This is a genomic window from Burkholderia sp. D-99 (genome assembly GCF_011605345.1).
GTDB lineage: Bacteria > Pseudomonadota > Gammaproteobacteria > Burkholderiales > Burkholderiaceae > Burkholderia.
Window position 1 is genome coordinate 124,424 of record NZ_JAAOXM010000007.1, and the last position, 26,666, is coordinate 151,089.

Sequence of the window (26,666 nt, forward strand, 5' to 3'; positions counted from 1 at the left end):
GGCGCGAATGCCGGCGGAAAGGGGCGTATTGTAGCACTGCGCGGCCATCTGTCCGTGACAACGCCGCGAACGGCCGCAACGGCAGTTGGCGCAGCGGGGCCCAGGCAGGTCCCGCGCGGTCGACGGAGGCCCGATCGGGCTATCCCGATCGGCCGGCGGGCAGCTTAAAGGGTCCGATCCCGGATCGTCTTGTCCGATCGCGCGCCGCCAGCCAGCGTGCCAGGCAGTGAGGCCCAAGAGCCGGCCGCCGGCCGGCACCGGCCGGCACGATCCTCGTTCCCGCCAGGCGCTCAGCCCTTCTTCTTTTTCTTCTCGACCTGTACGCAGTCGCCCAGCAGCGGCGGCGAATTCTGGTCGGCGATCTCGTCGCGCAGCGTCGCTTCCTTGCCCTTCGTCCACCACGTATAGCGGCCAGCCTGGTAGCGCGCGCCCGACGCCGACACGGTGTCGACGAACAGCATCTGCTTCCCGTTGACCGGTACGAGCGCGAAGCTCTGGCCGTTGCCCGCGAGCCAGTACGACACGCGCACGGGCTGCTTCTGGTTCGCGCACTGGTAGACGGTGAACTGGCGCGAATCGGCGTCGATCTCTTCGACGGTCAGCTGCGCGGCATGCGCGACAGAAACGGCGGTGCCGGCGAGCGCGAGCGCGGCGAGGGTTTGACGAATCATGCAGGTCCTCTCACGAGACGGGTGGAAACGCGCCCTCGCGGGGCGCGCGGTTATTGTCGGTTTCGCGTCGGGTCGCGCTGTCAGGGATCGATGACGTCAGCACACGCGTCGGTCGGCGCGGCCGCGAGATGGCCGACGAGCGGCACGATCTTGAGCCCGGCCGACGCGACCCGGCACGGCGCGGCCGCGACGCCACAACCCGCGAGACTCGCGGCAAGCGCCAGCACGACCCCCAGTTTTCCGATACGCAGCCATCTCGGCGCCATCGCCCTCTCCTTGTTCCGTCAACGGGCCGACACGGGCCGGACGGCCGCGGCGGCGCGCTTCGCGCGTTCGCGGGCTTCGTCGACGGTCGCGCCGGTGGCCAGCGCGACGCCCATGCGCCGCTTCGCAAAACTTTCCGGTTTGCCGAACAGGCGCAGGTCGGCGCCCGGCACCGCGAGCGCGTCGCGCACGCCTTCGAACGCGATGCCGCGCTCGTCGAGCCCGCCGTAGATCACGGCCGACGCGGCCGGCGTACCGAGCGCCGGATCGACCGGCAGCCCGAGAATCGCACGCGCGTGCAGCTCGAATTCCGACTGGCGTTGCGACGCGAGCGTGACGAGGCCCGTATCGTGCGGCCGCGGGCTCACCTCGGAGAACCACACGTCGTCGCCGCGCACGAACAGCTCGACGCCGAACATCCCGCGCCCGCCGAGCGCCTCGGTGACCTTGTGCGCGATCTCGCGCGACTTCTCGAGCGCCGCTGCGCTCATCGGCTGCGGCTGCCACGACTCGACGTAGTCGCCCGCGACCTGCACGTGGCCGACCGGCTCGCAGAAGTAGGTACGCGTGGCGTTCGTCGCCGGATCGATCGCGCGCACGGTGAGCTGCGTGATCTCGTAGTCGAAATCGACGAAGCCTTCGACGATCACGCGGCCGTGATTCACGCGGCCGCCCGCCATCGCGTAGTCCCACGCCGGCTTCACGTCCGCTTCGGTCTTGACGACCGACTGCCCCTTGCCCGACGACGACATCACGGGCTTCACGACGCACGGCATGCCGATCTGCGCGACGGCCGCGCTGAACGCGTCGAACGAATCCGCGAACGCATACGGGGACGTCGGCAGGCCGAGCTCCTCGGCCGCGAGCCGGCGGATCCCTTCGCGATTCATCGTGAGCTGCGTCGCGCGCGCGGTCGGGATCACCTCGGCGAGGCCGGCCGCCTCGATCGCCGCGAGCGCATCGGTCGCGATCGCCTCGATCTCGGGCACGATCAGGTGCGGGCGCTCGGCCTCGACGATCGCCCGCAGCGCGGCGGCGTCCGTCATGTCGATCACGTGCGCGCGATGCGCGACCTGGTGGCCCGGCGCGTCCGGATAGCGGTCGACCGCGACGACTTCGACGCCGAGCCGCTGCAACGCGATGATGACTTCCTTGCCGAGTTCGCCGGCGCCGAGCAGCATGACGCGCGTGGCCGAAGGTGAGAGCGGCGTACCGAGCCGCTGACCGATCTGCATGTGATTACCCGCTTCTGGTGGAGGACGAAAACGGCTCCGATGTTAACACGCGCCACGACACCGGTTTGGCGCGTTTCGCCGCGCCGGCGCCCGGCCGCGGGCCGCTCGCGAGCGGGCTGCGAACGTTTTCACGCGCGAAGTGTCGACTCGCCTGCCGCGGGGCGGGTGCGTTACTCTTACGCCTTGATCAGAATCCGATGAGGAACGAGGCTCATGTCCCACCTGTCCGCAGCCGCACGCGCACGCACCCGCCTGCTTCGCCCGCTGCGCGCGCCGCTCTGCGCGTTGACGCTTGCCACGCTTCTCGCCGCCTGCGCGATGCCGACCCATCCCGATTCCGCCGCCCCCGCGCCCGATCCGTACAACCCGGCCGCCGTCCAGCTGCTCGACGACACGAGCTGGGAACTCACCAGCTGGCTGAACGCCGACGGTACGCAGCGCGCGATCCCGCACGGCGACAACGGCGAGCCGATCAAGCTCGCGCTGTCGACCGAGTCGGGCATCCGGCGCGCCAGCGGCTTCTCGGGCTGCAACCGCTACATGGGCACCTACGCGATCAAGAACGGCCTGTTGAGCTTCGGGCCGCTCGCCGGCACGCGGATGGCCTGCCCGAATACGCTCGGCGGCCAGCTCGAACCCGCGTACCTCGACGCACTCACCCACATCGACAAGACCGGCGTGCAGATGCGCGACCCGCAGCAACTGCAGATCGTGACCGCTTCCGGCGCAACGCTGACCTTCACGCACCGGAGCCCCTGATGCACGGCGCGCGCGAAGGCCGACCGACCGCCTTCGCGTAGCGCGCCACGCGCGTGTGCCGCGCACACGCGTCGCGCGGCGTGAATCGGATGCACGCCGCGTTAGAGTCTTGTTCGCCGGCCGGTTAAACTCGGCGGGTCGCGCCCCGCGCGCCCCTCCCCACTCCTGTTTCAAAGCATGCACACGGTTGTCTTCGGCTGGTTCGGCATTTCCGCCGTCTGGTTCCTCATTCTCCTCGGGCGTCTCGTGCAAACGATGCTGCCTGGCGGCGTCGGGCTCGCCGGCCGCGGCTCGATCCGTCTGTGGCTCGGCTTCGCCGCGGTGTTCGTGGCGAGCTGCACGCTGACGAGCCCGCTGTCGGGCCCCGACACGAACGCGCTCGGCCATGCGTTCTCGGCAGGCTTCGCCCACGTGCTCGGCCCGATCGGCACGCCCGTCGCGATGGTCGTGCTGTTCTTCGCCGGGCTGCCGTGGCTGACCGGCATCGGCTGGCGGCAGTTCGCCGCCTGGGTCGACACGTCGTTCGGCGTCAAGCTGTCGCGCGACGGCGGTGACGACGATGCGCGCGGCATTGCCGACCTGCCGCGCAGCGCGCTGCATCGCGACGACGACGTCGTACAGCCGACCACCGCGCATACCGTCAATTCGATGGCACCGCGCCAGAACGGCCGGTATTCGCGCCCGACGCTGTGGAAACCCGACCCGCAGGCGCGGCCGAAACCGCGTAGCAGCACGCCCCCGCGCCCTCACGTGGAACCCGTCGCGCCATCGGGTTGGTTGAAGCCGACCGCATCCCAGCGCATGCCGACGCCGCCCGCGCCGATTCCCCCGGCCAGCGCGATGCCGCCGCCCACGACCGGCAGCACCGCCAGCCTCGCGCGCGCAGCAGCAAACTCGCAAGTCCCGCGCCCCGATCCAGCCCCGCTTCCTGTCGGATTCGAACCCGTCCGTCCGCGGCCGACTGCCGCGCGACCGGCAACCGCCGCGTTGAAGCCGGTCGCGCCGCGTACCACGGTTACGCCGCGGCCAGCCGCCGCGCAGCCGCCGCGCCCACCGGTACGCCCCGTCGCAGGAGCAGGTTCGGCCGGCCTGCCGTCGGATACGGCACGACGCCGTCCGGCGCCGCAAACGCCGGCGCGTGCGCCGCTCTATGCATGGACGGAAAAGCCCGCCGCGCCGATCGCGCCGGCGCCGAGCGTGCACGACACGCTGCGCTCGATCGAGGCAAGTACCGCGCAATGGGCATCGCTGGGCGGTGCGCAGTCGGCCGACGCAGGGCATGCGGCGGCCGCAGCCGCTACCGTGGCCGGTATAGCCGCGGCAGCAACCGGCATTGCAACGCCGGCATCGGCGGCCGCGTCGACCGGGGTCGTCGCCGCGACCCACGGCCTCGCGGCGCATGACGCCCGTGTTTCGCTCGCACGCGATGCGGCGCCGGTGTACGACGACAACGCACCGATCGTGCTCGACGCGTTCATGCCGGCAGCTCCCGCTGTTCATGCACCGGTTGCCAATGCGGACACCACGGCGTTCGACGACGCCGCACCGCACGCGCTGTCGAATACCCGCATCGACGATGCCGCGTTTTCGCATCACGCCGATGACGAGATCCGGCACGCCGGCGGTGTACCTGCCGCGCCGGTGTCGGGAATCACGCCCGCACCGTCGTTCGATGCGCCCATCGATCTCGCACCTTGGGAAGACCTCGCCAGCCAGCCGGTTTCCGCGTTCGACGCATCCGCCTGGAACCCGGTAGCCGAATCATCAACGGACGCGACGGGATCCAAACCGGCCGATGCTGCCGCCGAGCAACCCAGGACCGAGGCGGTTCACGACATCGCCGCGAGCAACCCGCCGGCACCCATCGATTCCGGCGACAAGTACACGGCACAACCGGCTCCCGCAATCGATCGCACGGCATCGGCCCGCGTGCCGCAGGGTATCGCCGATGCGCACGCCGACGTGAAACCCGCGGGGAACATCGCACCGTTCGCGGCCCTCCCCTCTTCGCCGATCGCCGAAACGACGCCGCGCGCAAGTGTCGAAACCAGGCCGTTTGCGGCAGCGTCGGCACCGGCCGCATCGGGTGCAGCGTCGGGTGCAGCACTTGAAGCCGCCAAGCCGGACGCGGCGGAACCTGCGGCGCCGCTGTCGGCAAACACTCTGGGCGCCGCGCCGGCAGCGAAATGGACGTGGACGCCGTCGACGGCGCAACCTGCCCCGACGAATACCACCGTCGCCGCGGAATTGCCGAAATCGCCGGTCGCTGCTCAACCGTTTGCCGCCGCGCAAACGGCTTCGGCTACCGCTGCGTCGCCGCTCGTCGGCGCCGCCCACGGTTCGACCGCGCAAGCCCCTGCATCCGCTTCGAGCATTGCTCCTGTCACCGTTACCGCTTCATTGGATCGCGTGACCGGCACTGCATCCGGTTCGCCTGCTCAACCGCCTGCATCGGCATCGACCATTGCATCCGTCGCACCAACATCCCCGGTCGGCGTAACCGGTGCTGCGTCGGCTTCGCTTTCGCAGTCGGCCGCATCGGCATCGACCGTTGCACCCGCCGCGTCGACATCTCCGATCGGTGTAACTGGCGCTCCGCCGGCTTCGCTCTCGCAGCCGGCCTCATCGGCATCGACCGTTGCATCGGCCGCGTCGACACCCCCGATCGGTGTAACTGGCGCTGCGCCGACTTCGCTTTCGCAGTCGGCCGCATCGGCATCGACCGTTGCACCCGCCGCGTCGACATTCCCGATCGGTATAACTGGCGCTGCGTCGGCTTCGCTTTCGCAGTCGGCCGCATCGGCATCGACCGTTGCACCCGCCGCGTCGACATCCCCGATCGGTGTAACCGGTGCTGCGCAGGCTGCGCTCTCGCAGCCGGCCCCATCGGCATCGACTGTTGCATCTGTTACGTCGGCGGCCCCGGTCAGCGGGACGGGCACGACTTACGGTTCGCTCTCCCGCGCGTCGACGCCCGCGTCATCCGTTGCGCCCGCCGTAACGCCGTCGACGGCCGGCACGTCGGCTTCGACATCCGGTTCGACCGCACCGGCGCCAGCACCGACTGCCACACCGGCGCTCGCTACCGCGACGCCCGTGAATGTCGTGTCCGGCTCAATCATTGCACCGCCTTCCGCGCCCGCACCGACGTCTCAGGCCAACCCGGCAAGCTCATCGACGGGTACGACATTCGGCACATTCGGCACGGTCGCACCGCAGCCTTCCGCAAGCCTGCCCGTACCGCCGGCGGTTTCCGACACGACTGCACCGCTCTCCGGCACAGTCGCACCGATCACGCCCGCCGCCACGACTCCGGCGCAACCGATCGCCGGCTCGCCTGTCGCTCCGGCCGACTCGCTGCCCTCCTTCGCGGCAACCGCCGCCACGCAGGCACCGTCGATCGCTTCCGCACCGGCTGCAATCGGGGCCATGACGTTCTCGGCCCCGCCCGCCCCGGCCTCGTCGCCGGCAAGCTGGTCCGTGTCGAATGTCTCCGCAACATCGGCAGCCCCATCAGCCGCGGCACCGCAACCCGCAACAACCATCCCCGGTGCGAGCCTGTCCGCACCGGCGACGGTCACGACCGTACCGGCGATTCCCGTTGCCCCGCCGGCCGAAGCAACCACCGCCACGGCGACCGAACCCGCCACACCGGCCCCCGACACCCCCGCCCGCCCGCCGCGCCCGAACGCGTTCGAATTCCACGCGCCCGCGTCGTTCAACGTCGAACTGCCGACGCTCGACCTGCTCGAACCCGCGTCCGGCGACATCGAGACGATCACCGACGAACACCTCGCGCAGACAGCGCAGGTCATCGAACAGCGGCTCCAGGAATTCAAGGTGCCGGTGACGGTGGTCGGCGCGTCGGCCGGCCCCGTGATCACGCGCTTCGAGATCGAACCCGCGCTCGGCGTGCGGGGCAGCCAGATCGTCGGGCTGATGAAGGACCTGTCGCGCGGCCTCGGCCTCACGTCGATCCGCGTCGTCGAGACGATTCCCGGCAAGACCTGCATGGGCCTCGAACTGCCGAACGCGAAGCGCCAGATGATCCGCCTGTCGGAAATCCTCGAGTCGCGCCAGTACCAGCACTCGGCCTCGCAACTGACGATCGCGATGGGCAAGGACATCACCGGCCACCCGATCGTCACCGATCTCGCGAAGGCGCCGCACATGCTCGTCGCGGGCACGACGGGCTCGGGCAAGTCGGTCGCGATCAACGCAATGATCCTGTCGCTGCTGTACAAGGCGACACCCGAGGACGTGCGGCTCATCATGATCGACCCGAAGATGCTGGAGCTGTCGGTCTACGAAGGCATCCCGCACCTGCTCGCGCCGGTCGTCACCGACATGAAGCTCGCGGCGAACGCGCTGAACTGGTGCGTCGGCGAGATGGAGAAGCGCTACCGGCTGATGTCGGCCGTCGGCGTGCGCAACCTCGCGGGCTTCAACCAGAAGATCCGCGACGCCGAAGCGAAAGAAAAGAAGATCGGCAACCCGTTCTCGCTGACGCCCGAGGATCCCGAGCCGCTGTCGACGCTGCCGCTGATCGTCGTCGTGATCGACGAGCTGGCCGACCTGATGATGGTCGCCGGCAAGAAGATCGAGGAACTGATCGCCCGTCTCGCGCAGAAGGCGCGCGCGGCCGGCATCCACCTGATCCTCGCGACGCAGCGCCCGTCCGTCGACGTGATCACGGGCCTGATCAAGGCGAACATCCCGACGCGTGTCGCGTTCCAAGTGTCGTCGAAGATCGACTCGCGCACGATTCTCGACCAGATGGGCGCCGAGTCGCTGCTCGGGATGGGCGACATGCTGTTCCTGCCGCCGGGCACCGGTTATCCGCAGCGCGTGCACGGCGCATTCGTCGCCGACGAGGAAGTGCACCGGATCGTCGAGTACCTGAAGCAGTTCGGCGAGCCGCAGTACGAGGAAGGGATCCTCGACGGCCCGGCCGCCGACGGCGCGACGCAGGACCTGTTCGGCGATGCGCCGGACGCGGAAGCCGATCCGCTGTACGACGAAGCCGTCGCGTTCGTCGTGCGCACGCGGCGCGCGTCGATCTCGTCGGTGCAGCGGCAGTTGCGCATCGGCTACAACCGCGCCGCACGCCTCGTCGAGCAGATGGAAGCGGCCGGGCTCGTGTCGCCGATGGGCATCAACGGCAGCCGCGAGGTGCTCGTGCCGGCCGCGGCCGACTGAACGCGGCGGCCGCTCGGCCGCCGTCGATCGATACGGGCGCACCGGGAAACCGGCCGCCCCGGAAAGCAAAGGGCGCTGCATCGGCAGCGCCCTTTGTCCTTTACTGCACCGGCACCAGCTTGAAGTCGACCGGCTTGCCGACCGCCACCTTCTGCGGATTCGGGCCGAGCTGCCCCGTTTCCACATTGCGGCTGAACACGTAAAACGTATCGCTGTCCTGGTTGCCGACGATCAGCCACTTGCCGGTCGGGTCGATCAGGAACTCGCGCGGCGTCTTCCCGAGGCTCGACTGGCGGCCGACGTGCTTCAACCGGCCGTCCGCCTGGTTCACCGCGTAGATCACCAGGTCGTTCGCATCGCCGCGGTTGCTCACGTACAGGAAGCGGCCGTCCGGCGACAGGTGGATCGCGCCGCCGCCGACCTTGCCCTTGAAGCCCGGCGCGGTCATCGATACGGTCTCGACCGGCGTCAGCTTGCCGTCGTGGTAGCCGAACACCTCGACCGACGCGTTGAGCTCGCTCGTCACGTACGCGTAGCGGCCGTCGGCGCTGAACACCATGTGACGCGGGCCCGAGCCCGCCTTGACCGGCGTGTAGCGCGTGTCGGTCGGGCTGATCAGCCCGCGGCTGCCGTCCACCGTGTAGCGGTAGCCGTAGATCTTGTCCGTGCCGAGATCCTGCACGAACAGGTAATGGCCGTCCGGCGAAAACACCGTCGAATGCACGTGCGCGCCGTCCTGGCGGCCCTTCACGGGCCCCGTGCCCTCGTGGTGCACCGTCAACACGGCCTGGCCAACCGCGCCGTCGTCGCGCAGCGGAAACACCGCGAAACTGCCGCCAGGATCCTTCGCAACCGAGTAGTTGGCCGTCACGAGGGTCTTGCCGTCCGGCGACAGCGCGAGATAGCAAGGATCGTTCCCTTCCGACGACACGCGGTCGATGAAGCTCAGTGCACCCGTCTTCGCGTCGAAGCGGAATGCGCTGACGCCGCCGCGCTGCGACGCCGGCCCGTCGTCGCCGGGCAGTTCGTTGACCGCGTAGACGGTGCGACCGTCGCGGCTCGGCAACAGGTACGACGGATTCACGGTCTTCGCCGACGACACCGGCGCGACGCTGCCGGTTTTCGTATCGAAGCGGTAAACATAAATCCCGTCGCTGCCGCCGCCCGTGTAGGTGCCGACGAGCAGGTTGTAGACGCCGTCGGCCGGGGCGGGCGATTGCTGCGCAAATGCGTGGGTCGCGGAAAGAGAGAGCACGATCGCGAAACCTTTCATCCAGTGAGCGAGCCTAAGCGGGAACCCTCGTGTCGAAGCGCGTGCGTCACGCTCGCGTAAACGGTTGGGCATTGAATCCTCCTTGCATCGAGTCGCTTCAAGTGTTGAGATAGGACGAAACGCCGGCCGTTCATGCGCTCCGCCGCCCGGCCGAGTATACGGGGCGCGGTGCCAGCGCGTGAAGCCTTGGCCGCCGCCGTCCGCATTGTGAACTCGAATACCCAAGGATCGCCTGCCCATGCCTGCCCTGATCGAAGACTACGCCCTCGTCGGCGACGGCCATACCGCCGCGCTGATCTCGAAAGACGGCTCCGTCGACTGGCTGTGCTGGCCCCGCTTCGATTCGGGCGCCTGTTTCGCGGCGCTCCTCGGCACGCCCGAGCACGGCCGCTGGCTGCTCGCACCGGCCGCCGACGCCGCGATCACGCACACGACGCGCCGCTATCGCGGCGACACGCTGATTCTCGAAACCGATTACGAAAGCGCCGACGGTGCCGTCACCGTGGTCGACTTCATGCCGCCCGGCAACGGCTGGTCGGAGCTGGTGCGGATCGTCATCGGCCGCCACGGCACGATGAAGATGCGCATGGAGCTCGTGTTGCGCTTCGACTACGGCTTCTCGGTCCCTTGGGTCACGCAGTTGACCCGCGAGGACGGCATGAAGGCAATCGCGGGCCCTGACACCGTCGTGCTTCGCACGCCGGTGCCGCTCACCGGCGAAAACCTCCATACGCTCGCGGAATTCACGGTGAGCGCCGACGAGCGCGTGCCGTTCTCGCTCGGCTATGCGGCGTCGCACCTGCGGCTGCCGCCCGCACGCGATCCGCTGTCGATGCTCGCGCGCACCGAGAACTACTGGCTCGAATGGTCGGGCCGCTGCCAGGTGCAGGGCCGCTACGCGGCCGCCGTGCGCCGTTCGCTGATCACGCTGAAGGCGCTTGCGTACGAGCCGACCGGCGGCATCGTCGCGGCGCCGACCACGTCGCTGCCCGAGAAGATCGGCGGCAACCGCAACTGGGACTACCGCTACTGCTGGCTGCGCGACGCGACGATCACGCTGCTCGCGCTGATGCGCGGCGGCCACTACGACGAGGCGCGCGCGTGGCGCTCGTGGCTCGGCCGCGTGATGGCCGGCTCGCCCGAGCAGATCCAGATCATGTACGGGATCGCCGGCGAACGCCGGCTGCCGGAAATGGAGCTCGACTGGCTGCCCGGCTATCAGGACTCGAAGCCGGTCCGTATCGGCAACGGCGCCGCGAACCAGCTCCAGCTCGACGTGTTCGGCGAGGTGATGGCCGCGCTGCACCTCGCGCGCGTGGGCGGCCTGCAGGCCGACGACACGGTCTGGTCGGTGCAGTGTGCGCTGCTCGACCATCTCGAGAAGATCTGGCAGGAACCCGACGAAGGGATCTGGGAAACCCGCGGCGGCCGCCGCCATTTCACGTTCTCGAAGGTGATGGCGTGGGTCGCGTTCGACCGCGCGATCAAGTCGGCGGAAATGTTCCGGCTGCCCGGCTCGCTCGACCGCTGGCGCGCGCTGCGCGAGCAGATCCATGCGGATGTCTGCGCCAACGCGTGGCACGAAGGCAAACAGGCGTTCGCGCAGAGCTACGGCAGCGACGAGCTCGACGCGAGCGTGCTGCTGATGCCGCTGCTCGGCTTCCTGCCGCCGGAAGATCCGCGCATCGTCGGCACGGTCGAAGCGATCGAGCGCGAATTACTGCACGACGGGCTCGTGCTGCGCTACCGCACGACCGACTACGACGACGGCCTGCCGCCCGGCGAAGGCACGTTTCTCGCGTGCAGCTTCTGGCTGGTCGACAACTATGCGCTGCTCGGCCGGATCGACGACGCGCACCGCCTGTTCAGCCGGCTGCTCTCGCTGTCGAACGACCTCGGGCTGCTCGCGGAGGAGTACGACCCGGTGGCCGGGCGGCTCGTCGGCAACTTCCCGCAGGCGTTCTCCCACGTGGCGCTCGTGCATACCGCGATGAACCTGATGCACCACGAGGACGCGATGGCGCGCGCGGCCGGCCAGCCCGCGCCGGCCGTCGCCACGGGGCGTTGAACGGGGGCGCGAGCGGCTTGTTTGGAGCGCCCCCGGACCTGCCGCTTCGCGCCAGCCCCCCGAGGGGGTCATCCCCCAAGGGGACTTCCTTCGGAGCGGAAAACTTGGGGCGGCCCGGCGTTTTCTTGAGAGAACGTCAAATCGCAAAATCTTGATGAAAAATCGGGGAAATGTTGCATTGCACCACCCATCGTTGTCCGATATGATCGACGCGATTGTCCGGCTGCAGTGCAACATGGCCGGTCGCTGACCCACACGGCACGCCGCGACGCCCCACGCCGCCCTTGCGCACCGTCCCCCACGCGGGAGTAGTCTGCATGCTTTACCAACTGCACGAATTCCAGCGCGCCATGCTGAGCCCGCTGACGGCCTGGGCCCAGGCCGCGTCCAAATCGTTCGCCAATCCGTCCAGCCCGTTCTCGCTGATGCCCGGCGCGACGCGGATGGCCGCCGCGTACGAACTGATGTACCGGCTCGGCAAGGATTACGAGAAGCCCGAGTTCAACATTCACCAGATTGTCAAGGACGGCCACAACATCCCGATCGTCGAGCAGACGATCGTCGAGAAGCCGTTCTGCCGGCTGCTGCGCTTCAAGCGCTATTCGGACGACGCCGACGCCGTCACGCAACTGAAGGACGAGCCGGTCGTGCTGGTCTGCGCGCCGCTGTCGGGCCACCACTCGACGCTGCTGCGCGACACCGTGCGCACGCTGCTGCAGGATCACAAGGTCTACATCACCGACTGGATCGACGCGCGGATGGTGCCGGTCGAGACGGGCCCGTTCCACCTGCACGACTACATCGCGTATATCCAGGAGTTCATCCGTCACATCGGCGCGCGCAACCTGCACGTGATCTCGGTGTGCCAGCCGACGGTGCCGGTGCTCGCGGCGATCTCGCTGTTGGCGAGCCGCGGCGAGGACACGCCGCTCACGATGACGATGATGGGCGGCCCGATCGATGCGCGCCGCAGCCCGACGTCGGTGAATTCGCTCGCGACGCAGCACTCGACCGCGTGGTTCGAGAACAACGTGATCCACACGGTGCCCGCGAACTATCCGGGCGAAGGCCGCCAGGTGTATCCGGGCTTCCTGCAGCATACGGGCTTCGTCGCGATGAACCCGGAGCGGCACGCACAATCGCACTGGGATTTCTACCAGAGCCTGCTGCGCGGCGACGAGGACGACGCCGAAGCGCACCGCCGCTTCTACGACGAATACAACGCGGTGCTCGACATGGCCGCCGAGTATTACCTCGAGACGATCCGCGTCGTGTTCCAGGAATTCCGGCTGGCCGAGGGTACGTGGGATGTCACAGGCGAGCGCGTGCGTCCGCAGGACATCAGGCACACCGCGCTGATGACGATCGAGGGCGAACTCGACGACATCTCCGGCAGCGGCCAGACGCACGTCGCGCACGAGCTGTGCACGGGCATCCCGCAGGACCAGCGCCGCAGCCTGACCGCCGAGAAGTGCGGTCACTACGGGATTTTCTCGGGCCGCCGCTGGCGCACGATCATCTATCCGCAACTGCGCGACTTCATTCGCGAGCATGCGCCGGAGCCGAAACACGGCGCGACGAAGGATGTCCCGGATGCGCCGACGACCACGACGCTCGCGGCCGTGCCGGCCAGCGACGCGCCCGCCGAAACGGCGCGCGCCACCGCGGCGAAGCGCACGCGCGCGAAAGCCCCTGCCAAGGCCGTCGCACCGGCTCCCGCGAAGGCCGCACCGGCTGCGAAACGCGCCACCGGCGGCAGCCAGCGCGCAAAGACCGTGCGCACGCGCAAGGCCGCCTGACGCACCGCGTTCCGACGAAACAACGCCGCCGTTGCCTGCGCACGGCGGCGTTTTTACATCCGGCGGCCGCTTCTGCCGGTCAGCGCGTCAGCGACGCAGCAGATACGCGAGCAGCACCTCGGTGTTCATCCGGACCATCTCGGCGCGCTCGTCGGTGTCGGTGAAATCGCGGCCGAGCGTCGCGGCGAGCGTGAAGCGGTTCGACACGATGTAGTAGCCGAGCCCCGACAGCGTCACGTAGAAGCGCAGCGGATCGACGTCGGTGCGGAACAGCCCGGCCTTCTGGCCGCGCGTCAGCACGTTGCCGAGCTTCGCGACGATCGGCGACATCATCTCGCGGATCCGCGTCGACTTGTGCAGGTAGCGCGCTTCGTGCAGGTTCTCGTTGTTGATGAGCCTGAGCAGTTCCGGATGGTCGCGGTAGTAGTCCCAAACGAAATGCGCGAGCCGCGTGACGGCTTCGACCGGCGCGACGCCGTCGAGGTCGAGCACGCGTTCGGCCTCGGTCAGCGCGGAGAACGCGTGTTCGAGCACGGCCGTAAACAGCTGCTCCTTGCTGCCGAAGTAGTAATAGAGCATGCGCTCGTTGGTTTCGGCCCGCCGCGCGATCTGGTCGACGCGCGCGCCGAACAGCCCTCCACTCGCGAACTCTTCGGCGGCCGCCATCAGGATGCGGCGGCGCGTACCTTCAGGATCTCTTTTGATTTTTGGCTGATTCATGGTGGCGTTTTGCTATGTGAGCCGCTTGATCCGGACCGGCACCCCCACCGCCTTGGCGCCGGCCGCCCTGGAACGGGCGCGCCGCGAACGGCCGCCCTCCTGCTGAGCCCCTGCAAAAAAGCGGTTCGATTATGCGCACAGACGGCGTCCAGCGCAATGCGGGAAATCGGCGATAATCGAGCTTTGGCAAACCTTTCCGGCTGCGCCCGACGCGGCCGAGAGCCATTCGGCGCCGCTGCGCCCGTTGTCACCGTGACCGACTCCAAAACACTTGCAGATCGCATTGAAGATCTGCTTCCCCAGACGCAATGCACGAAGTGCGGCTATAACGGCTGCCGACCGTACGCAGAGGCGATCGCCGCCGGCGACGCGAACTACAACCAGTGTCCGCCCGGCGGCGCCGAAGGCATCGCGCGCCTCGCAGGCCTGCTCGGCAAGCCGGTGATTCCGCTGAACCCCGTCAACGGCAGCGAGCATCCGCGCGCCGTCGCCTTCATCGACGAAAGCCTGTGCATCGGCTGCACGCTGTGCATGCAGGCGTGCCCGGTCGACGCAATCGTCGGCGCACCGAAGCAGATGCACACGATCATCGAGTCGCTGTGCACGGGTTGCGACCTGTGCGTGCCGCCCTGCCCGGTCGACTGCATCGCGATGCTGCCGGTGACCGGCGAACGCACCGGCTGGGACGCGTGGTCGCAGGAACAGGCCGATGCCGCACGCGAACGCCACGACCTGCGGCTCGCGCGCCAGCGCCGCGAACGCGAAGCCGCCGAAGCACGCGCGGCCGCACGCCGCGCGGCCAGTGCCGCAAAGCCGGCCGCGGCACAAGCGGGAACGCCATCCGCCGCGCCGGCCACCGCACCAGCCGCAGACGACGCCGAAGCGAAGAAGCGCGCGATCATCGCCGCCGCGCTCGAACGTGCGCGCAAGAAGAAGGAAGAACTGTCCGGGCAAGGTGCCGCGCCGCAGAACACCGAAGGCGTGAGCGCAGCCGTCCAGGCGCAGATCGACGCGGCCGAGGCGCGCCGCAAGCGGCTCGCCGAACAGCAGGCCCAACGCGACGCCGAAGCAGCGGCCGCGAGCGGCAACGATGACGAGAACGACGCAGGCAACGACGGCCCGGGCGGCCCGTCTGCACCGCCCGACCAGAGCGCACCATGAACGCCAGCAAACGACACGCGATCTACGAAACGCTGCAGAGCCTCAATCCGCATCCGACCACCGAGCTCGAATACTCGACGCCATTCGAGCTGCTGATCGCCGTGATGCTGTCCGCGCAGGCGACCGACGTCTCGGTCAACAAGGCGATGCGGAAGATGTTTCCGGTCGCGAACACCCCGCGACAAATCGTCGCACTCGGCGAAGAAGGCGTCACCGAGTACATCAAGACGATCGGCCTGTACCGGACCAAGGCGAAGAACGTGGTCGCGACGTGCCGGATCCTGCTCGAGCGCTACGACGGCGAGGTGCCGGCCGATCGCGAGGCGCTCGAAGGCCTGCCGGGCGTCGGCCGCAAGACCGCGAACGTCGTGCTGAACACCGCGTTCGGCCAACCGACGATCGCGGTCGACACGCATATCTTCCGCGTCGCGAACCGCACGGGGCTCGCGCCGGGCAAGGACGTGCGCGCGGTCGAGGCTGCGCTCGAGAAGTTCACGCCGAAGGAGTTCCTGCAGGACGCGCATCACTGGCTGATCCTGCACGGGCGCTACGTGTGCAAGGCCCGCAAGCCCGAATGCTGGCACTGTGCGATCGAGCCGCTGTGCGAATTCAGGCCGAAGACGCCGCCGCCCAACGAGTGACGCCCAGCCGCGGGTGACCCGCCGCAGACCGTCCGGCGCCATGCGGCCAGGCGCTCGATGCACGTCCCGCCGGTCGTTGTTTTGTCGGCAAGCCGCGGCCGCGACCGCGCGCAGCCACCCGTGCCGCCGCCGCTTTCCCCTTTCCGACTATGCGTTGGACGTGGCAGTCGCATCGTCGGCAGCCGCACCGCCCGCCCGCACCAGCGCCAGCACGGCAGCCAGAATTGCCGCGCCGCCCGCCCACTGCAGCGGCGACAGCGCTTCGCCGAACAGCAGCGCCGCAAGCGCGACCGTCACGACCGGTTCGAGCGTCGACAGCATCGACGTGCGCGCGGCCCCGAGCCGCTCGAGCCCGGCAAAGAATGCGATCATCGCCGCGACCGTCGACACGAGCGCGATCGCAAGCATCGACGCCCAGCCACCGGCTGTCGCCGGCCAGCGCGGCGGCACGCCGAACGCCGAGGTCCGCACGACGGCGATCGCCACGAGCGTCGCGGTCGCCGACAGGCAGATGATCGCGGTGGTCGCGAGCGGATCGACACCGCGCGTCGCCTTCGTGCCGCCGACGATGTACAGCGAATAGATCACCGCGGCAGCCAGCGCGAGCCCGATCCCGAGCGGCTCGCCATGCCCGCCGCCGACCATCAGCGCCGAACCCGCGACGCACAGCACGAGCGCAACGCCCTTCGCGCGCGTGAGATGCTCGCCGAGCCACCACGCGGCCAGCAGCGTGACGAAGGCCGGATACAGGTACAACAGCAGCGCGACAAGGCTCGCCTGCGCGTGTTGCAGCGCGCTGAAGTAGCAGAACGACTGCCCGACGTAGCCGAGCGCGCCCATCGCCACGAGCGGCGCGAGCGCGCGCCCGCGCGGCCATGTGACGCGGCGATGCCGTGCGATCGCGGCGAGCACCGCGCCGCCGATCGCGAAGCGCACGATCAGCAGCCCGAGCACGTCCACACCGGCTGCATATGCATAGCGGCCGAAGATCGCCATCGCGCCGAACGCGGCGGCGGACAGCGCGACGTAGAGCGTGCCCTGCAGGGCGGCGGACGACGGGCGGATGGTGGCGGTCATGACGGAACGGACACGGACGGCGTGGCGACGGAAATCGTCGGAGTGTAACGGCGCGGCGGCGGCAAGCCTAGCCCGCGCTTACCCGTTCCACGGCCCGGGCACGACACGGCTGCAATCCGAGCCGCACGCCGGCTGCAACCAGCAACCACCGCGCCGCCAGTCCGGCTGCCACGCCCCTGCCCTCACCACCGCGCATCGCCCCGGCACTGCCTCGCCACCGCGAACCCCGCGAACCGCACCGGGCCACCGCCAGCGCCGCCCGCCGACCCGGCGTACAATGCGCGACGCGGCATCACGCCGTCCGAATCACGACGTTTCCCCACCATGTTCAATCCAAGCCGCGACGAAGTGCGTCGCTTTTTCACCGAGACCTGGCGCAAGCAGCGCGCCGGCGAGATCCTGACGCCGCTGGAAGCGATGGCCGCCGACTGGATCGTCGAGCATCCCGAATACCACGACGAACTCGCCGACGCCGATGGCGCCACCGCGCGCGAGTACACGCCCGAGGAAGGTCGCACGAACCCGTTCCTGCACCTGTCGATGCATCTCGCGATCAGCGAGCAGCTGTCGATCGACCAGCCGCCCGGCATCCGCGCCGCGCACGACAAGCTCGCGGCAAAGCTCGACTCGACCCACGACGCGCAGCACGTGATCATGGAATGCCTCGGCGAGACGATCTGGGAAGCCCAGCGCACGAGCACGCCGCCCGATACCGACGCGTACCTGCAGCGCATCCTGCGTCGCGCATCGCGCGACTGAGCGCCGCCCCGGTGGCCCACGGGCGCCGGCGCGCGGACAAAAAAATACCCCGCCGAGGCGGGGTATTTTTGCTGCGCGGGCCCGCCGGGCCCGTCGCGCTTACTTCTTGAACACGAGATCGGTCTCTTTCAGCGACTCGATGTAGGCCGCGATGTCCTTCATGTCGCTGACCGACAGGCTCTGCACCTGCGCCTGCATGATCGCGTTGTTGCGACCGAGCAGCGGATTCGTCAGGCCCATCTGGTACTGGCGCATCGCCCACACGAGGTAGTCGGCATGCTGGCCGGCGAGGCGCGGATATTCGGCGTTGATCGGCTTGTTCATCTGCGCGCCGTGGCAGGCGGCGCAGTTGTGCGATTCGACCAGTTCCTTGCCCTTCGTGGTGTCCGCCGCGTGTGCGGTACCGATCGCGAGGCCGGCCGCCAGTGCAACCGCCGCCGTCTTGAATGCGTTATTCATGAATGCTCCTGTCCCGCCGGAGAGATCGGCGGCGCGCGCTTACTTGTAGGGGTTGTCCTTCGAGTCGGCCTTCTGGGCGGCGTAGTACGCCGACAGATCCGCGATGTCCTGATCCGTCAGCGAACCGGCGATCGCATTCATCGACGGGAAGTGACGATCCTTCTTGCGGTAGGCCTTCAGCGCGTTCTCGAGGTATTGCTGGTTCTGGCCGCCGAGGACAGGCACCCGGTAGACCTCCGGGTACGCCGCGCGGTAGTCCTGGATGCCGTGGCAACCGATGCACATGGCGGCCTTGCTCGCCCCGTCCTTCGGGTTGCCGACCACACCGGCCGCCTGCGCGCTGCCCGCGAGCGCCACGAGCGCTGCGACAACGACGTGTTTGCCGACGAATTTGTTCATAGCTCTTGTAACCTAGCTTGAGGGGAAACTGGCGCCAAAGCGGCAACGGCCCGCGCCGTTATTGCTTATCGGATCGCCACGCAGGCCAAAAAAAACGGCCAGATTGTACCGCGTCGGCGGGGAACGCGTCCACCAAGCGCCCCGGTTCGCCCCGCCACAGCCCCGCTACGATACGCGGGCGCGGCCCAACCGCACAGCCCTTCTGACTTATACTGGGTTTTTTTCCCGATTGAGAAGAGCGCCGCCATGCGTTTCGAAGGGTCCTCGCACTACGTCGCCACCGACGATCTGAAGCTTGCGGTCAATGCCGCACTGACGCTGCAACGCCCGCTGCTGATCAAGGGCGAGCCCGGCACCGGCAAGACCATGCTCGCCGAGGAAGTGGCGGCCGCGCTCGACATGCCGCTGCTGCAGTGGCACATCAAGTCGACCACCAAGGCGCAGCAGGGCCTGTACGAATACGATGCCGTGTCGCGGCTGCGCGATTCGCAGCTCGGCGACGAGCGCGTGAAGGACATCTCGAACTACATCGTCAAGGGCGTGCTGTGGCAGGCGTTCGACGCCGAGCACCCGAGCGTGCTGCTGATCGACGAGATCGACAAGGCCGACATCGAATTCCCGAACGACCTGCTGCGCGAGCTCGACCGGATGGAATTCCACGTGTATGAAACACGGGAGACGGTCCGTGCGAAGCACCGCCCGCTCGTCATCATCACGTCGAACAACGAGAAGGAACTGCCCGACGCGTTCCTGCGCCGCTGCTTCTTCCACTACATCCAGTTCCCCGACCCGTCGACGATGCAGAAGATCGTCGCGGTCCATTTCCCGGACATCCGCGAGGAACTGCTGCGCGCAGCGCTCGAGAGTTTCTTCGAATTGCGCGGCGTGTCGGGCCTGAAGAAGAAACCGTCAACGTCCGAGCTGCTCGACTGGCTGAAGCTGCTGCTCGCCGAGAACATCCCGGCCGACGCGCTGCGCAGCGCGGACGCGAAGCAGATCGTGCCGCCGCTCGCGGGCGCGCTGCTGAAGAACGAGCAGGACCTGAGCCTGCTCGAACGGCTCGTCTACATGAACCGGCACAACCGGTAATTCCCCCTCACCCGCGAAGGCCCGGCCATGCTGCTCAATTTCTTCTACGCGCTGCGCGCAGCCAAGCTGCCCGTCTCGGTAAAGGAATACCTGACGCTGCTCGAATCGCTGAAGGCCGGACTGATCTCGCCGTCGATCGACGCGTTCTACTTCCTCGCGCGGATGACGCTCGTCAAGGACGAGCAGTACTTCGACAAGTTCGACCAGGCGTTCGGCGCGTACTTCCACGGTGTGTCCGCGCTGCCGTCCGAAGCGTTCGACATCCCGCTCGACTGGCTCGAAAAGCGCCTCGAGCGTGAGCTGTCGCCGGAAGAGAAGGCGCAGATCGAGGCGATGGGCGGGCTCGACAAGCTGATGGAGCGCCTGAAGGAACTGCTCGACGAGCAGAAGGAGCGCCACGAGGGCGGCAACAAGTGGATCGGCACCGGCGGCACGTCGCCGTTCGGACACGGCGGCTTCAACCCGGAAGGCGTGCGCATCGGCGGCCCGTCGAACGGCAACCGCACCGCGGTCAAGGTGTGGGAAGCACGCGCATACCGCGACTACGACGATTCCGTCGAGATCGGCACGCGCAACATCAAGGTCGCGCTGCGGCGGCTGCGCCGCTTCGCGCGCGAAGGCGCCGCCGAGGAGCTCGACCTGCCCGGCACGATCCGCAGTACCGCCGCGAACGCGGGCTGGCTCGACCTGCGGATGGTGCCCGAGCGCCACAACAACGTGAAAGTGCTGATGCTGCTCGACGTCGGCGGCTCGATGGACGATCACATCAAGCGCACCGAGGAGCTGTTCTCGGCCGCGAAGGCCGAATTCAAGCACCTGGAGTTCTTCTACTTCCACAACTGCGTGTACGACCACCTGTGGAAGAACAACCGCCGCCGCCACTCGGAACGCACCGCGACGTGGGACGTGCTGCACAAGTTCACGCCCGACTACAAGCTGATCTTCGTCGGCGACGCGACGATGAGCCCGTACGAAGTGCTGCAGCCCGGCGGCTCGGTCGAATACAACAACCCGGAAGCCGGCGCCGTGTGGCTGCGCCGCCTCGCCGACCAGTTCCCCCATCATGCGTGGCTGAACCCGGAGCCCGAGCGGCTATGGGAATACCGGCAGTCGGTCGCGGTGATCCGCGACCTGCTCGGCCATCGCATGTATCCGCTCACGCTCGCCGGCCTCGAAGCCTCGATGCGCGCACTCAGCAAGTAACGCCCCCACCAAGACACGAAGGCCGCGTCCGAGCGGCCTCCCCCCGGAGATAGCATGAACCCCTCGCCCACCGCGAGCGCCAGCCGCGCCGGCGGCCGCCGCTTTTTCGCCGATACCTCCGTCTCGGCACTCGTCGCCGGCTTCGTCGCGATGATGACGGGCTACACGAGCTCGCTCGTGCTGATGTTCCAGGCCGGCCGCGCCGCCCACCTGACCGATGCGCAAATCTCGTCGTGGATCTGGGCGCTGTCGATCGGCATGGCACTGACGACGATCGGCCTGTCGCTGCGCTTTCGCGCGCCCGTCGTCGTCGCGTGGTCGACGCCCGGCGCCGCGCTGCTGATCGCGTCGCTGCCCGGCGTGCCCTACCCCGAGGCGATCGGTGCGTTCGTCGTCTGCGCGGTGCTGCTGACGGCCGTCGGCGTGAGCGGGCTGTTCGACACGCTGATGCGCAAGATTCCGGCCGGCATCGCCGCCGCCCTGCTCGCGGGCATCCTGTTCGAGATCGGCATCGAGATCTTCCGCGCCGCGCAGTTCCAGACCGCCCTCGTGCTCGCGATGTTCTTCACGTACCTGATCGTCAAGCGGCTCGCGCCGCGTTATGCGATCGTCACGACGCTGATCGTCGGCACGGCGGTCGCCGGCGGGCTCGGCCTGCTCGACTTCAGCGGCTTTCACATCGCGTTCGCGAAGCCCGTGTTCACGATGCCTGCGCTCTCGATCGCGTCGATCGTCAGCATCGGCATTCCGCTGTTCGTCGTCGCGATGGCGTCGCAGAACGTGCCGGGCATCGCGGTGCTGCGCGCGGACGGTTATCAAACCCCGTCGTCGCCGCTGATCGCGACCACCGGCCTCGCGTCGCTGCTGCTCGCGCCGTTCGGCTCGCACGGCGTCAACCTCGCGGCGATCACGGCCGCGATCTGCACGGGCCCCGAGGCGCACGAGGATCGCGCGAAGCGCTATACGGCCGCCGTGTGGTGCGGCACGTTCTACCTGATCGCGGGGATCTTCGGCGCGACGATCGCCGCGTTGTTCGCGGCGCTGCCGAAAGCGCTCGTCGTGTCGGTCGCCGCGCTCGCGCTGTTCGGCTCGATCATGAGCGGCCTCGCGAACGCGATGCAGGACGTGAAGCAGCGCGAAGCGGCGCTCGTCACGTTCATGGTCACCGCGTCGGGCCTCACGCTGCTGTCGATCGGCTCGGCATTCTGGGGGCTCGTCGCGGGGATCGTCACGCAGGTGATCCTGAACGCGCGCCGCCCGGCGTGACGCGGCGCGGCGCCCGCCACCGCGGCGATCGGACACACCAGAACGTGCCCGACACGAATCGGGCCTAGAATAGCGGATCGGAGGCGGCGCCCGGCGCCGCTTCGCTTCGCCGCCGCGCTCGCGCGGCCCGTGAGAACCCGGCGCCTTGCGCCCTTCTTCCGAATCGCCATGACTACCGCACTCGACCAGCTGAAGCAGTACACGACCGTCGTCGCCGACACGGGCGATTTCCAGCAGCTTGCGCAATACCAGCCGCGGGACGCGACCACGAACCCGTCGCTGATCCTGAAGGCCGTCCAGAAAGACGCGTACAAGCCGATTCTCGAGAAAACCGTCCGCGATCATCGCAACGAAAGCACCGATTTCATCATCGACCGACTGCTGATCGCATTCGGCACCGAGATCCTGAAGCTGATCCCGGGCCGCGTGTCGACCGAGGTCGACGCGCGACTGTCGTTCGACACCCAGCGCTCGATCGACAAGGGCCGCGAGCTCATCAAGCTGTACGAAGCAGCCGGCATCGGCCGCGAGCGCATCCTGATCAAGCTCGCGTCGACGTGGGAAGGCATCCGCGCGGCCGAAGTGCTGCAGAAGGAAGGGATCAAGTGCAACATGACCCTGCTTTTCTCGCTCGTGCAGGCCGCCGCCTGCGCGGAAGCCGGCGCGCAGCTGATCTCGCCGTTCGTCGGCCGCATCTACGACTGGTACAAGAAGCAGGCCGGCGCGGAGTGGAATGAAGAGAAGGACGGTGGCGCGAACGATCCGGGTGTGCAGTCGGTGCGCCGCATCTACACGTACTACAAGACGTTCGGCTACAACACCGAAGTGATGGGCGCGAGCTTCCGCACGACCAGCCAGATCACCGAACTCGCCGGCTGCGACCTGCTGACGATCAGTCCCGATTTGCTGCAGAAGCTGCAGGACAGCAACGAGACGGTCACGCGCAAGCTGTCGCCGGAAGCGCTGCAGGACAAGCCCGCCGCGCGGATCGCGATCGACGAGGCGGCGTTCCGCTTCCAGCTGAACGACGACGCGATGGCGACCGAAAAGCTCGCCGAAGGCATCCGCGTATTCGCCGCCGATGCGGTGAAGCTCGAGAAGCTGATCGACTCGCTGCGCTGAATCGCGACACGCGTCAGCGGCTGTCAGCAACACTGACAACAGCCGTCAGCAAGCACGACGCACACGGCCGCGAACGTCATGTTCGCGGCCGTTTTTATTTTTCATTCCATCGTCAAGCACGCGCACTACAATCCACGTCACGGGTGCGACGGCCGCCTCCCGATGCACCCTTTCCCAGTCAGTCTTGCACGACGCCGAACCCGCGCAGATGCGCAGGCCGGCCCATCACAGGAGACAACGATGCAAGTTCAACCGTACCTGACGTTCTACGGTCGTGCCGACGAAGCCCTTCAGTTCTACGAAAAGGCACTCGGTGCGAAGACGATGTTCAAGATGCACTTCAAGGACGCACCGCCGAATCCGGACTACCCGATGACGCCGGAGATGGCCGACAAGGTGATGCACGCGAGCTTCACGATCGGCGACTCGATGATCATGTGCTCGGACGGCGACTGCAGCCAGCCGGCAGGCGCCGCGCACGCCGGCTATTCGCTGTCGCTGAACCCGGCGACGGTCGAGGAAGGCCAGAAGCTGTTCAATGCGCTCGCCGACGGCGGCGAAGTGACGATGCCGTTCGGCAAGACGTTCTGGGCGCTCGGCTTCGGGATGGCAAAGGATCGTTTCGGCGTGCACTGGATGGTCAACGTCGAAGACCTGTCACAGCGCGAAGACCTCGCGCAACGCGCGGGGCAGTAACGCACGCGCGTGCCGCCCGGACGCCGCGCTGCCGCGACGATCCGGGCGGGCCCGCTACTTGCGCAGCACCTCCGTCAGCGCCTGCTCCAGCGTGCCGTTCGAACGGCATGCGACGCGCGCGCCCTTCTGCTTGCCGGCCGCGACCACGCCGGCCATGCCCGCGACGTCGATCGACTCGGTCACGCCCTGCGTCGCTTCGTCGATGCGCGCGACGACCTTCAGCGTGTGCGTCACGTTCGACGTCTGCTTCAGTTCGGAACAGTCGAGAAAGTTGCCCGCGTTCGGATAATCGGCATACGCGGCGGCAACGAGCCCCGCGTCGCGATCACTGACGCGCACCGCCAGCTTGTGGTCCGCGTAGAACTGCGCGACCGCCGCCCACACTTCGTCATACTTGCGATTGCCGATCACGATGCGCGATGCGGCTTCGGTGCCGGGCGACTCGGACGCGCCAGCCGCGCCTTCAGCCGTATCGTGTTTTCCCGGCGGCGCATCGCGCGCCGCGTATCGCTGCCCGGGGCCGTACACCGAAATGCAGCCGGCGAGCGCCGCACACAGCACGGCGGCCGACAAGATCGTTTTCATCGCGGCCCGCCGTCAACGGTAGTACATGTTCGCGCAACCGGCGAGCAGGACCGGCGCGACGAGCGCCCACATCAACAGGACTCTCATGGTGCGCCTCACCGGTAGTACGCGTTGACACAACCGGCCAGCGCCACGCAGCACATGCCCAATACCAGAACCCAAATCTTCGTCATTGCATCCCTCATATAATCGGATCGTGTGGAGATCGAATCACCCGGTACAGCCGGGCGGGACGCATTATTGGCAAGCGGACCACGCGCCACCTAATCGGTCTTGCACCGATTTTCGCCACGGCGCGGCCGCCCTAGAATCGCTTGGAGATCGGCGCAAACGGACGCACGGCCGCACGGGGTGTTCGCGGCGCACCATGCAAAACGCCCGCGACTTGGGTCGCGGGCGTCGTGTCGAAACTGCAACAGAAAGTGGGGGAATCAGCCCTCGACGACGTCGAGATAGTCCTCCGGCCGCGTGCGATCCTCCGCATGCGCCATGCCCATCACGCGCACCAGCACGCTCACCGCCACCGCCACCACCAGGTTCACGATCAGCGACCACACGGCGGCGTAGCCGGGAATCGCGAGACCGAACAGGTGGATCGTGAAGATCGATCCGGCCAGCTTCAACGAGATCGCCATCCACGTGCCGCACACGATGCCTGCCGCCCAGCCGGCCAGCAGGCCGCGATGGTCCAGCACGCGCGTATAGAGGCCGAGCACGATCGCGGGCAGCGTCTGGATGATCCAGATCCCGCCGAGCAGCTGCAGCTGGATCGCGTAGGTCAGCGGCAACCCGAGGATGAACGCGACCGCGCCGACCTTCACGATCAGCGACACGAGCTTCGCGACGTGCGTCTCCTGCTCGTGCGACATGTTGCGGTTCACGAACTCGCGATGAATGTTGCGCGTGTACAGGTTCGCGGCCGCGATCGACATGATGGCCGCCGGCACCAGCGCGCCGATGCCGATCGCCGCGAACGCGACGCCGACGAACCACGACGGGAAATACTCGAGGAACAGCGCGGGCACCGCGAAGTTCGGGCCGAACGCCTTGAAATACGGCGCGTACTGCGGCATGTCCTTCACGCCCGACGCGAGCGCCATGTAGCCGAGCAGCGCGAGCAGGCCGAGCACGAACGAGTATGCGGGCAGCATCGCCATATTGCGGCGGATCGAGTTGCCGGACGACGACGACAGGATCGCGGTGACCGAGTGCGGGTACAGGAACAGCGCGAGCGCCGAGCCGATCGCGAGTGTCGCGTACGCGCTGTAGCCGTTCAGGCTCATCGCGTCGGGTGCCTTCAGCAGCAGCTTCGCGGGCGGTACGCTCGCGAAGATGTGCCCGAAGCCGCCGAGCTTCGCCGGAATCACGATGACCGCCGCGGCGATCGTGATGTAGATCAGGATGTCCTTGACGATCGCGATCATCGCGGGCGCGCGCAGGCCCGACGTGTACGTGTACGCGGCGAGGATCGCGAACGCGATGATCAGCGGCAGATCGCCGACGAAGCCGGTCGTGTCGAAGCCGAGCGCGCCGATCACCACTTCGATGCCGACGAGCTGCAGCGCGATGTACGGCATCGTCGCGAGAATGCCGGTCACCGCGATCGCGAGCGCGAGCATCCGGCTGCCGTAGCGCGCGTTGACGAAGTCGGCGGCCGTCACGTAGCCGTGCCGCTTCGCGATGCTCCACAGTTTCGGAAACACGACGAACGCGAACGGATAGATCAGGATCGTATATGGCAGTGCGAAGAAGCCCATCGCGCCGGCGCCGAACACGAGCGCGGGCACCGCGACGAACGTGTAGGCCGTGTAGAGGTCGCCGCCGAGCAGGAACCACGTGACGATCGTGCCGAAGCGGCGTCCGCCGAGGCCCCATTCGTCGAGATGGGCGAGATCGCCGCGCCGCCAGTTCGCGGCCAGGAAACCGATGATCGTGACGCCGATGAACAGCAGGACGAAGACGAAGGTTGCGCCGAGATTCATCGCGCACCTCCCTGCGGGCCGCTCGCCTTCCACGCGTTCTTGGTCTTGAAATAAACGAATGCGGTGATCACCGCGCTAATGAAGACCCACAGCAGCTGGTACCAGTAGAAAAACGGAAAACCGAACCATTGCGGTTCGATCTTGCTGTACGACGGTACCCAGACCATCGCGATCAGCGGCAGTACCAGCAGCCAGAGCCAGCGCTTGGCGGCCCGGTTGGCGTCGGCATCGTGAGCCAT

Annotated in this window: 23 protein-coding genes; 12 read left to right on the forward strand and 11 right to left on the reverse strand. The window is 67.8% G+C overall.

The window, feature by feature from the left end; all coding sequences use genetic code 11:
* Positions 1-290 precede the first annotated feature (290 nt).
* From HAV18_RS24295 to purT, 3 genes are all read right to left on the reverse strand, one after another.
* The gene (locus tag HAV18_RS24295; protein ID WP_069257242.1) at positions 291-671 is read right to left on the reverse strand and encodes an MliC family protein; all 381 of its coding nucleotides are present in this window, start codon (positions 669-671) and stop codon (positions 291-293) included.
* Between the two features lie 80 nt (positions 672-751).
* A complete protein-coding gene (locus HAV18_RS24300; RefSeq protein ID WP_166960866.1) occupies positions 752-937 on the reverse strand; it encodes a DUF6726 family protein in 186 nt (61 codons plus the stop codon).
* An 18-nt stretch (positions 938-955) separates the two neighbouring features.
* Complete coding sequence (gene purT, locus HAV18_RS24305) at positions 956-2,170, reverse strand: formate-dependent phosphoribosylglycinamide formyltransferase (RefSeq protein WP_166960869.1); 1,215 nt, start codon at positions 2,168-2,170, stop codon at positions 956-958.
* A 213-nt stretch (positions 2,171-2,383) separates the two neighbouring features.
* Here purT and HAV18_RS24310 point away from each other — a divergent pair, with 213 nt between their 5' ends.
* The gene (locus tag HAV18_RS24310; protein WP_166960871.1) at positions 2,384-2,929 is read left to right on the forward strand and encodes an META domain-containing protein; all 546 of its coding nucleotides are present in this window, start codon (positions 2,384-2,386) and stop codon (positions 2,927-2,929) included.
* 255 nt (positions 2,930-3,184) lie between these two features.
* The gene (locus tag HAV18_RS40055) at positions 3,185-8,128 is read left to right on the forward strand and encodes a DNA translocase FtsK (RefSeq protein WP_407062440.1); all 4,944 of its coding nucleotides are present in this window, start codon (positions 3,185-3,187) and stop codon (positions 8,126-8,128) included.
* A gap of 100 nt (positions 8,129-8,228) precedes the next feature.
* On the opposite strand, the gene HAV18_RS24320 is transcribed toward HAV18_RS40055, so the two are convergent.
* Complete coding sequence (locus tag HAV18_RS24320; RefSeq protein ID WP_208102108.1) at positions 8,229-9,473, reverse strand: lactonase family protein; 1,245 nt, start codon at positions 9,471-9,473, stop codon at positions 8,229-8,231.
* 166 nt (positions 9,474-9,639) lie between these two features.
* Between HAV18_RS24320 and HAV18_RS24330 the strand changes: the two genes are divergently transcribed.
* Both HAV18_RS24330 and HAV18_RS24335 read left to right on the forward strand, forming a co-directional pair.
* Entirely contained in the window at positions 9,640-11,469 is a 1,830-nt protein-coding gene (locus HAV18_RS24330; protein ID WP_166960878.1) for a glycoside hydrolase family 15 protein, read from the forward strand.
* A gap of 317 nt (positions 11,470-11,786) precedes the next feature.
* Complete coding sequence (locus HAV18_RS24335; protein ID WP_166960880.1) at positions 11,787-13,268, forward strand: polyhydroxyalkanoate depolymerase; 1,482 nt, start codon at positions 11,787-11,789, stop codon at positions 13,266-13,268.
* Between the two features lie 87 nt (positions 13,269-13,355).
* On the opposite strand, the gene HAV18_RS24340 is transcribed toward HAV18_RS24335, so the two are convergent.
* Entirely contained in the window at positions 13,356-13,988 is a 633-nt protein-coding gene (locus HAV18_RS24340; RefSeq protein WP_129512661.1) for a TetR family transcriptional regulator, read from the reverse strand.
* Between the two features lie 156 nt (positions 13,989-14,144).
* On the opposite strand from HAV18_RS24340, the gene rsxB reads away from it, so the two are divergent.
* Both rsxB and nth read left to right on the forward strand, forming a co-directional pair.
* Entirely contained in the window at positions 14,145-15,149 is a 1,005-nt protein-coding gene (gene rsxB, locus HAV18_RS24345) for an electron transport complex subunit RsxB (protein ID WP_166960883.1), read from the forward strand.
* Positions 15,146-15,790 carry an endonuclease III gene (nth, locus tag HAV18_RS24350; RefSeq protein WP_085041993.1) on the forward strand — a complete coding sequence of 215 codons (645 nt, stop codon included), beginning with the start codon at positions 15,146-15,148 and terminating at the stop codon, positions 15,788-15,790. Before rsxB ends, nth begins: the two co-directional genes overlap by 4 nt.
* A gap of 147 nt (positions 15,791-15,937) precedes the next feature.
* Here the strand turns inward: nth and HAV18_RS24355 are convergent, their stop codons facing one another.
* Entirely contained in the window at positions 15,938-16,867 is a 930-nt protein-coding gene (locus HAV18_RS24355) for a DMT family transporter (protein WP_166960885.1), read from the reverse strand.
* A 291-nt stretch (positions 16,868-17,158) separates the two neighbouring features.
* On the opposite strand from HAV18_RS24355, the gene HAV18_RS24360 reads away from it, so the two are divergent.
* Entirely contained in the window at positions 17,159-17,626 is a 468-nt protein-coding gene (locus HAV18_RS24360) for a DUF1841 family protein (RefSeq protein ID WP_373452734.1), read from the forward strand.
* Positions 17,627-17,725: 99 nt separating this feature from the next.
* Here HAV18_RS24360 and HAV18_RS24365 read toward each other — a convergent pair whose 3' ends face one another.
* Both HAV18_RS24365 and HAV18_RS24370 read right to left on the reverse strand, forming a co-directional pair.
* Entirely contained in the window at positions 17,726-18,085 is a 360-nt protein-coding gene (locus tag HAV18_RS24365) for a cytochrome c (RefSeq protein WP_011352792.1), read from the reverse strand.
* A gap of 39 nt (positions 18,086-18,124) precedes the next feature.
* Positions 18,125-18,484: a c-type cytochrome gene (locus HAV18_RS24370; protein WP_043189035.1), complete on the reverse strand. Its 360-nt coding sequence runs from the start codon at positions 18,482-18,484 to the stop codon at positions 18,125-18,127.
* Between the two features lie 246 nt (positions 18,485-18,730).
* On the opposite strand from HAV18_RS24370, the gene HAV18_RS24375 reads away from it, so the two are divergent.
* The 5 genes from HAV18_RS24375 to HAV18_RS24395 all read left to right on the forward strand — a co-directional run bounded on the left by HAV18_RS24375 (position 18,731) and on the right by HAV18_RS24395 (position 23,860).
* Positions 18,731-19,573, forward strand: coding sequence for a MoxR family ATPase (locus tag HAV18_RS24375; RefSeq protein ID WP_048249424.1), 843 nt, complete (start codon positions 18,731-18,733; stop codon positions 19,571-19,573).
* A 27-nt stretch (positions 19,574-19,600) separates the two neighbouring features.
* The gene (locus HAV18_RS24380; protein ID WP_166960888.1) at positions 19,601-20,776 is read left to right on the forward strand and encodes a VWA domain-containing protein; all 1,176 of its coding nucleotides are present in this window, start codon (positions 19,601-19,603) and stop codon (positions 20,774-20,776) included.
* 54 nt (positions 20,777-20,830) lie between these two features.
* Positions 20,831-22,042 (forward strand): benzoate/H(+) symporter BenE family transporter, encoded by a 1,212-nt coding sequence (locus HAV18_RS24385; RefSeq protein WP_166960890.1) that lies wholly within the window; start codon positions 20,831-20,833, stop codon positions 22,040-22,042.
* A gap of 168 nt (positions 22,043-22,210) precedes the next feature.
* The gene (tal, locus tag HAV18_RS24390; RefSeq protein WP_166960893.1) at positions 22,211-23,164 is read left to right on the forward strand and encodes a transaldolase; all 954 of its coding nucleotides are present in this window, start codon (positions 22,211-22,213) and stop codon (positions 23,162-23,164) included.
* A 240-nt stretch (positions 23,165-23,404) separates the two neighbouring features.
* On the forward strand, positions 23,405-23,860 hold the full coding sequence (locus tag HAV18_RS24395; protein ID WP_166960895.1) for a VOC family protein: 456 nt from the start codon (positions 23,405-23,407) through the stop codon (positions 23,858-23,860).
* A 54-nt stretch (positions 23,861-23,914) separates the two neighbouring features.
* Here HAV18_RS24395 and HAV18_RS24400 read toward each other — a convergent pair whose 3' ends face one another.
* The 3 genes from HAV18_RS24400 to HAV18_RS24410 all read right to left on the reverse strand — a co-directional run bounded on the left by HAV18_RS24400 (position 23,915) and on the right by HAV18_RS24410 (position 26,666).
* Complete coding sequence (locus tag HAV18_RS24400; RefSeq protein WP_166960898.1) at positions 23,915-24,445, reverse strand: hypothetical protein; 531 nt, start codon at positions 24,443-24,445, stop codon at positions 23,915-23,917.
* Between the two features lie 431 nt (positions 24,446-24,876).
* Positions 24,877-26,427 carry a monocarboxylate uptake permease MctP gene (gene mctP / locus HAV18_RS24405; protein WP_166960900.1) on the reverse strand — a complete coding sequence of 517 codons (1,551 nt, stop codon included), beginning with the start codon at positions 26,425-26,427 and terminating at the stop codon, positions 24,877-24,879.
* The gene (locus HAV18_RS24410) at positions 26,424-26,666 is read right to left on the reverse strand and encodes a DUF3311 domain-containing protein (RefSeq protein WP_011657556.1); all 243 of its coding nucleotides are present in this window, start codon (positions 26,664-26,666) and stop codon (positions 26,424-26,426) included. The genes mctP and HAV18_RS24410 overlap by 4 nt, the downstream gene beginning before the upstream one ends.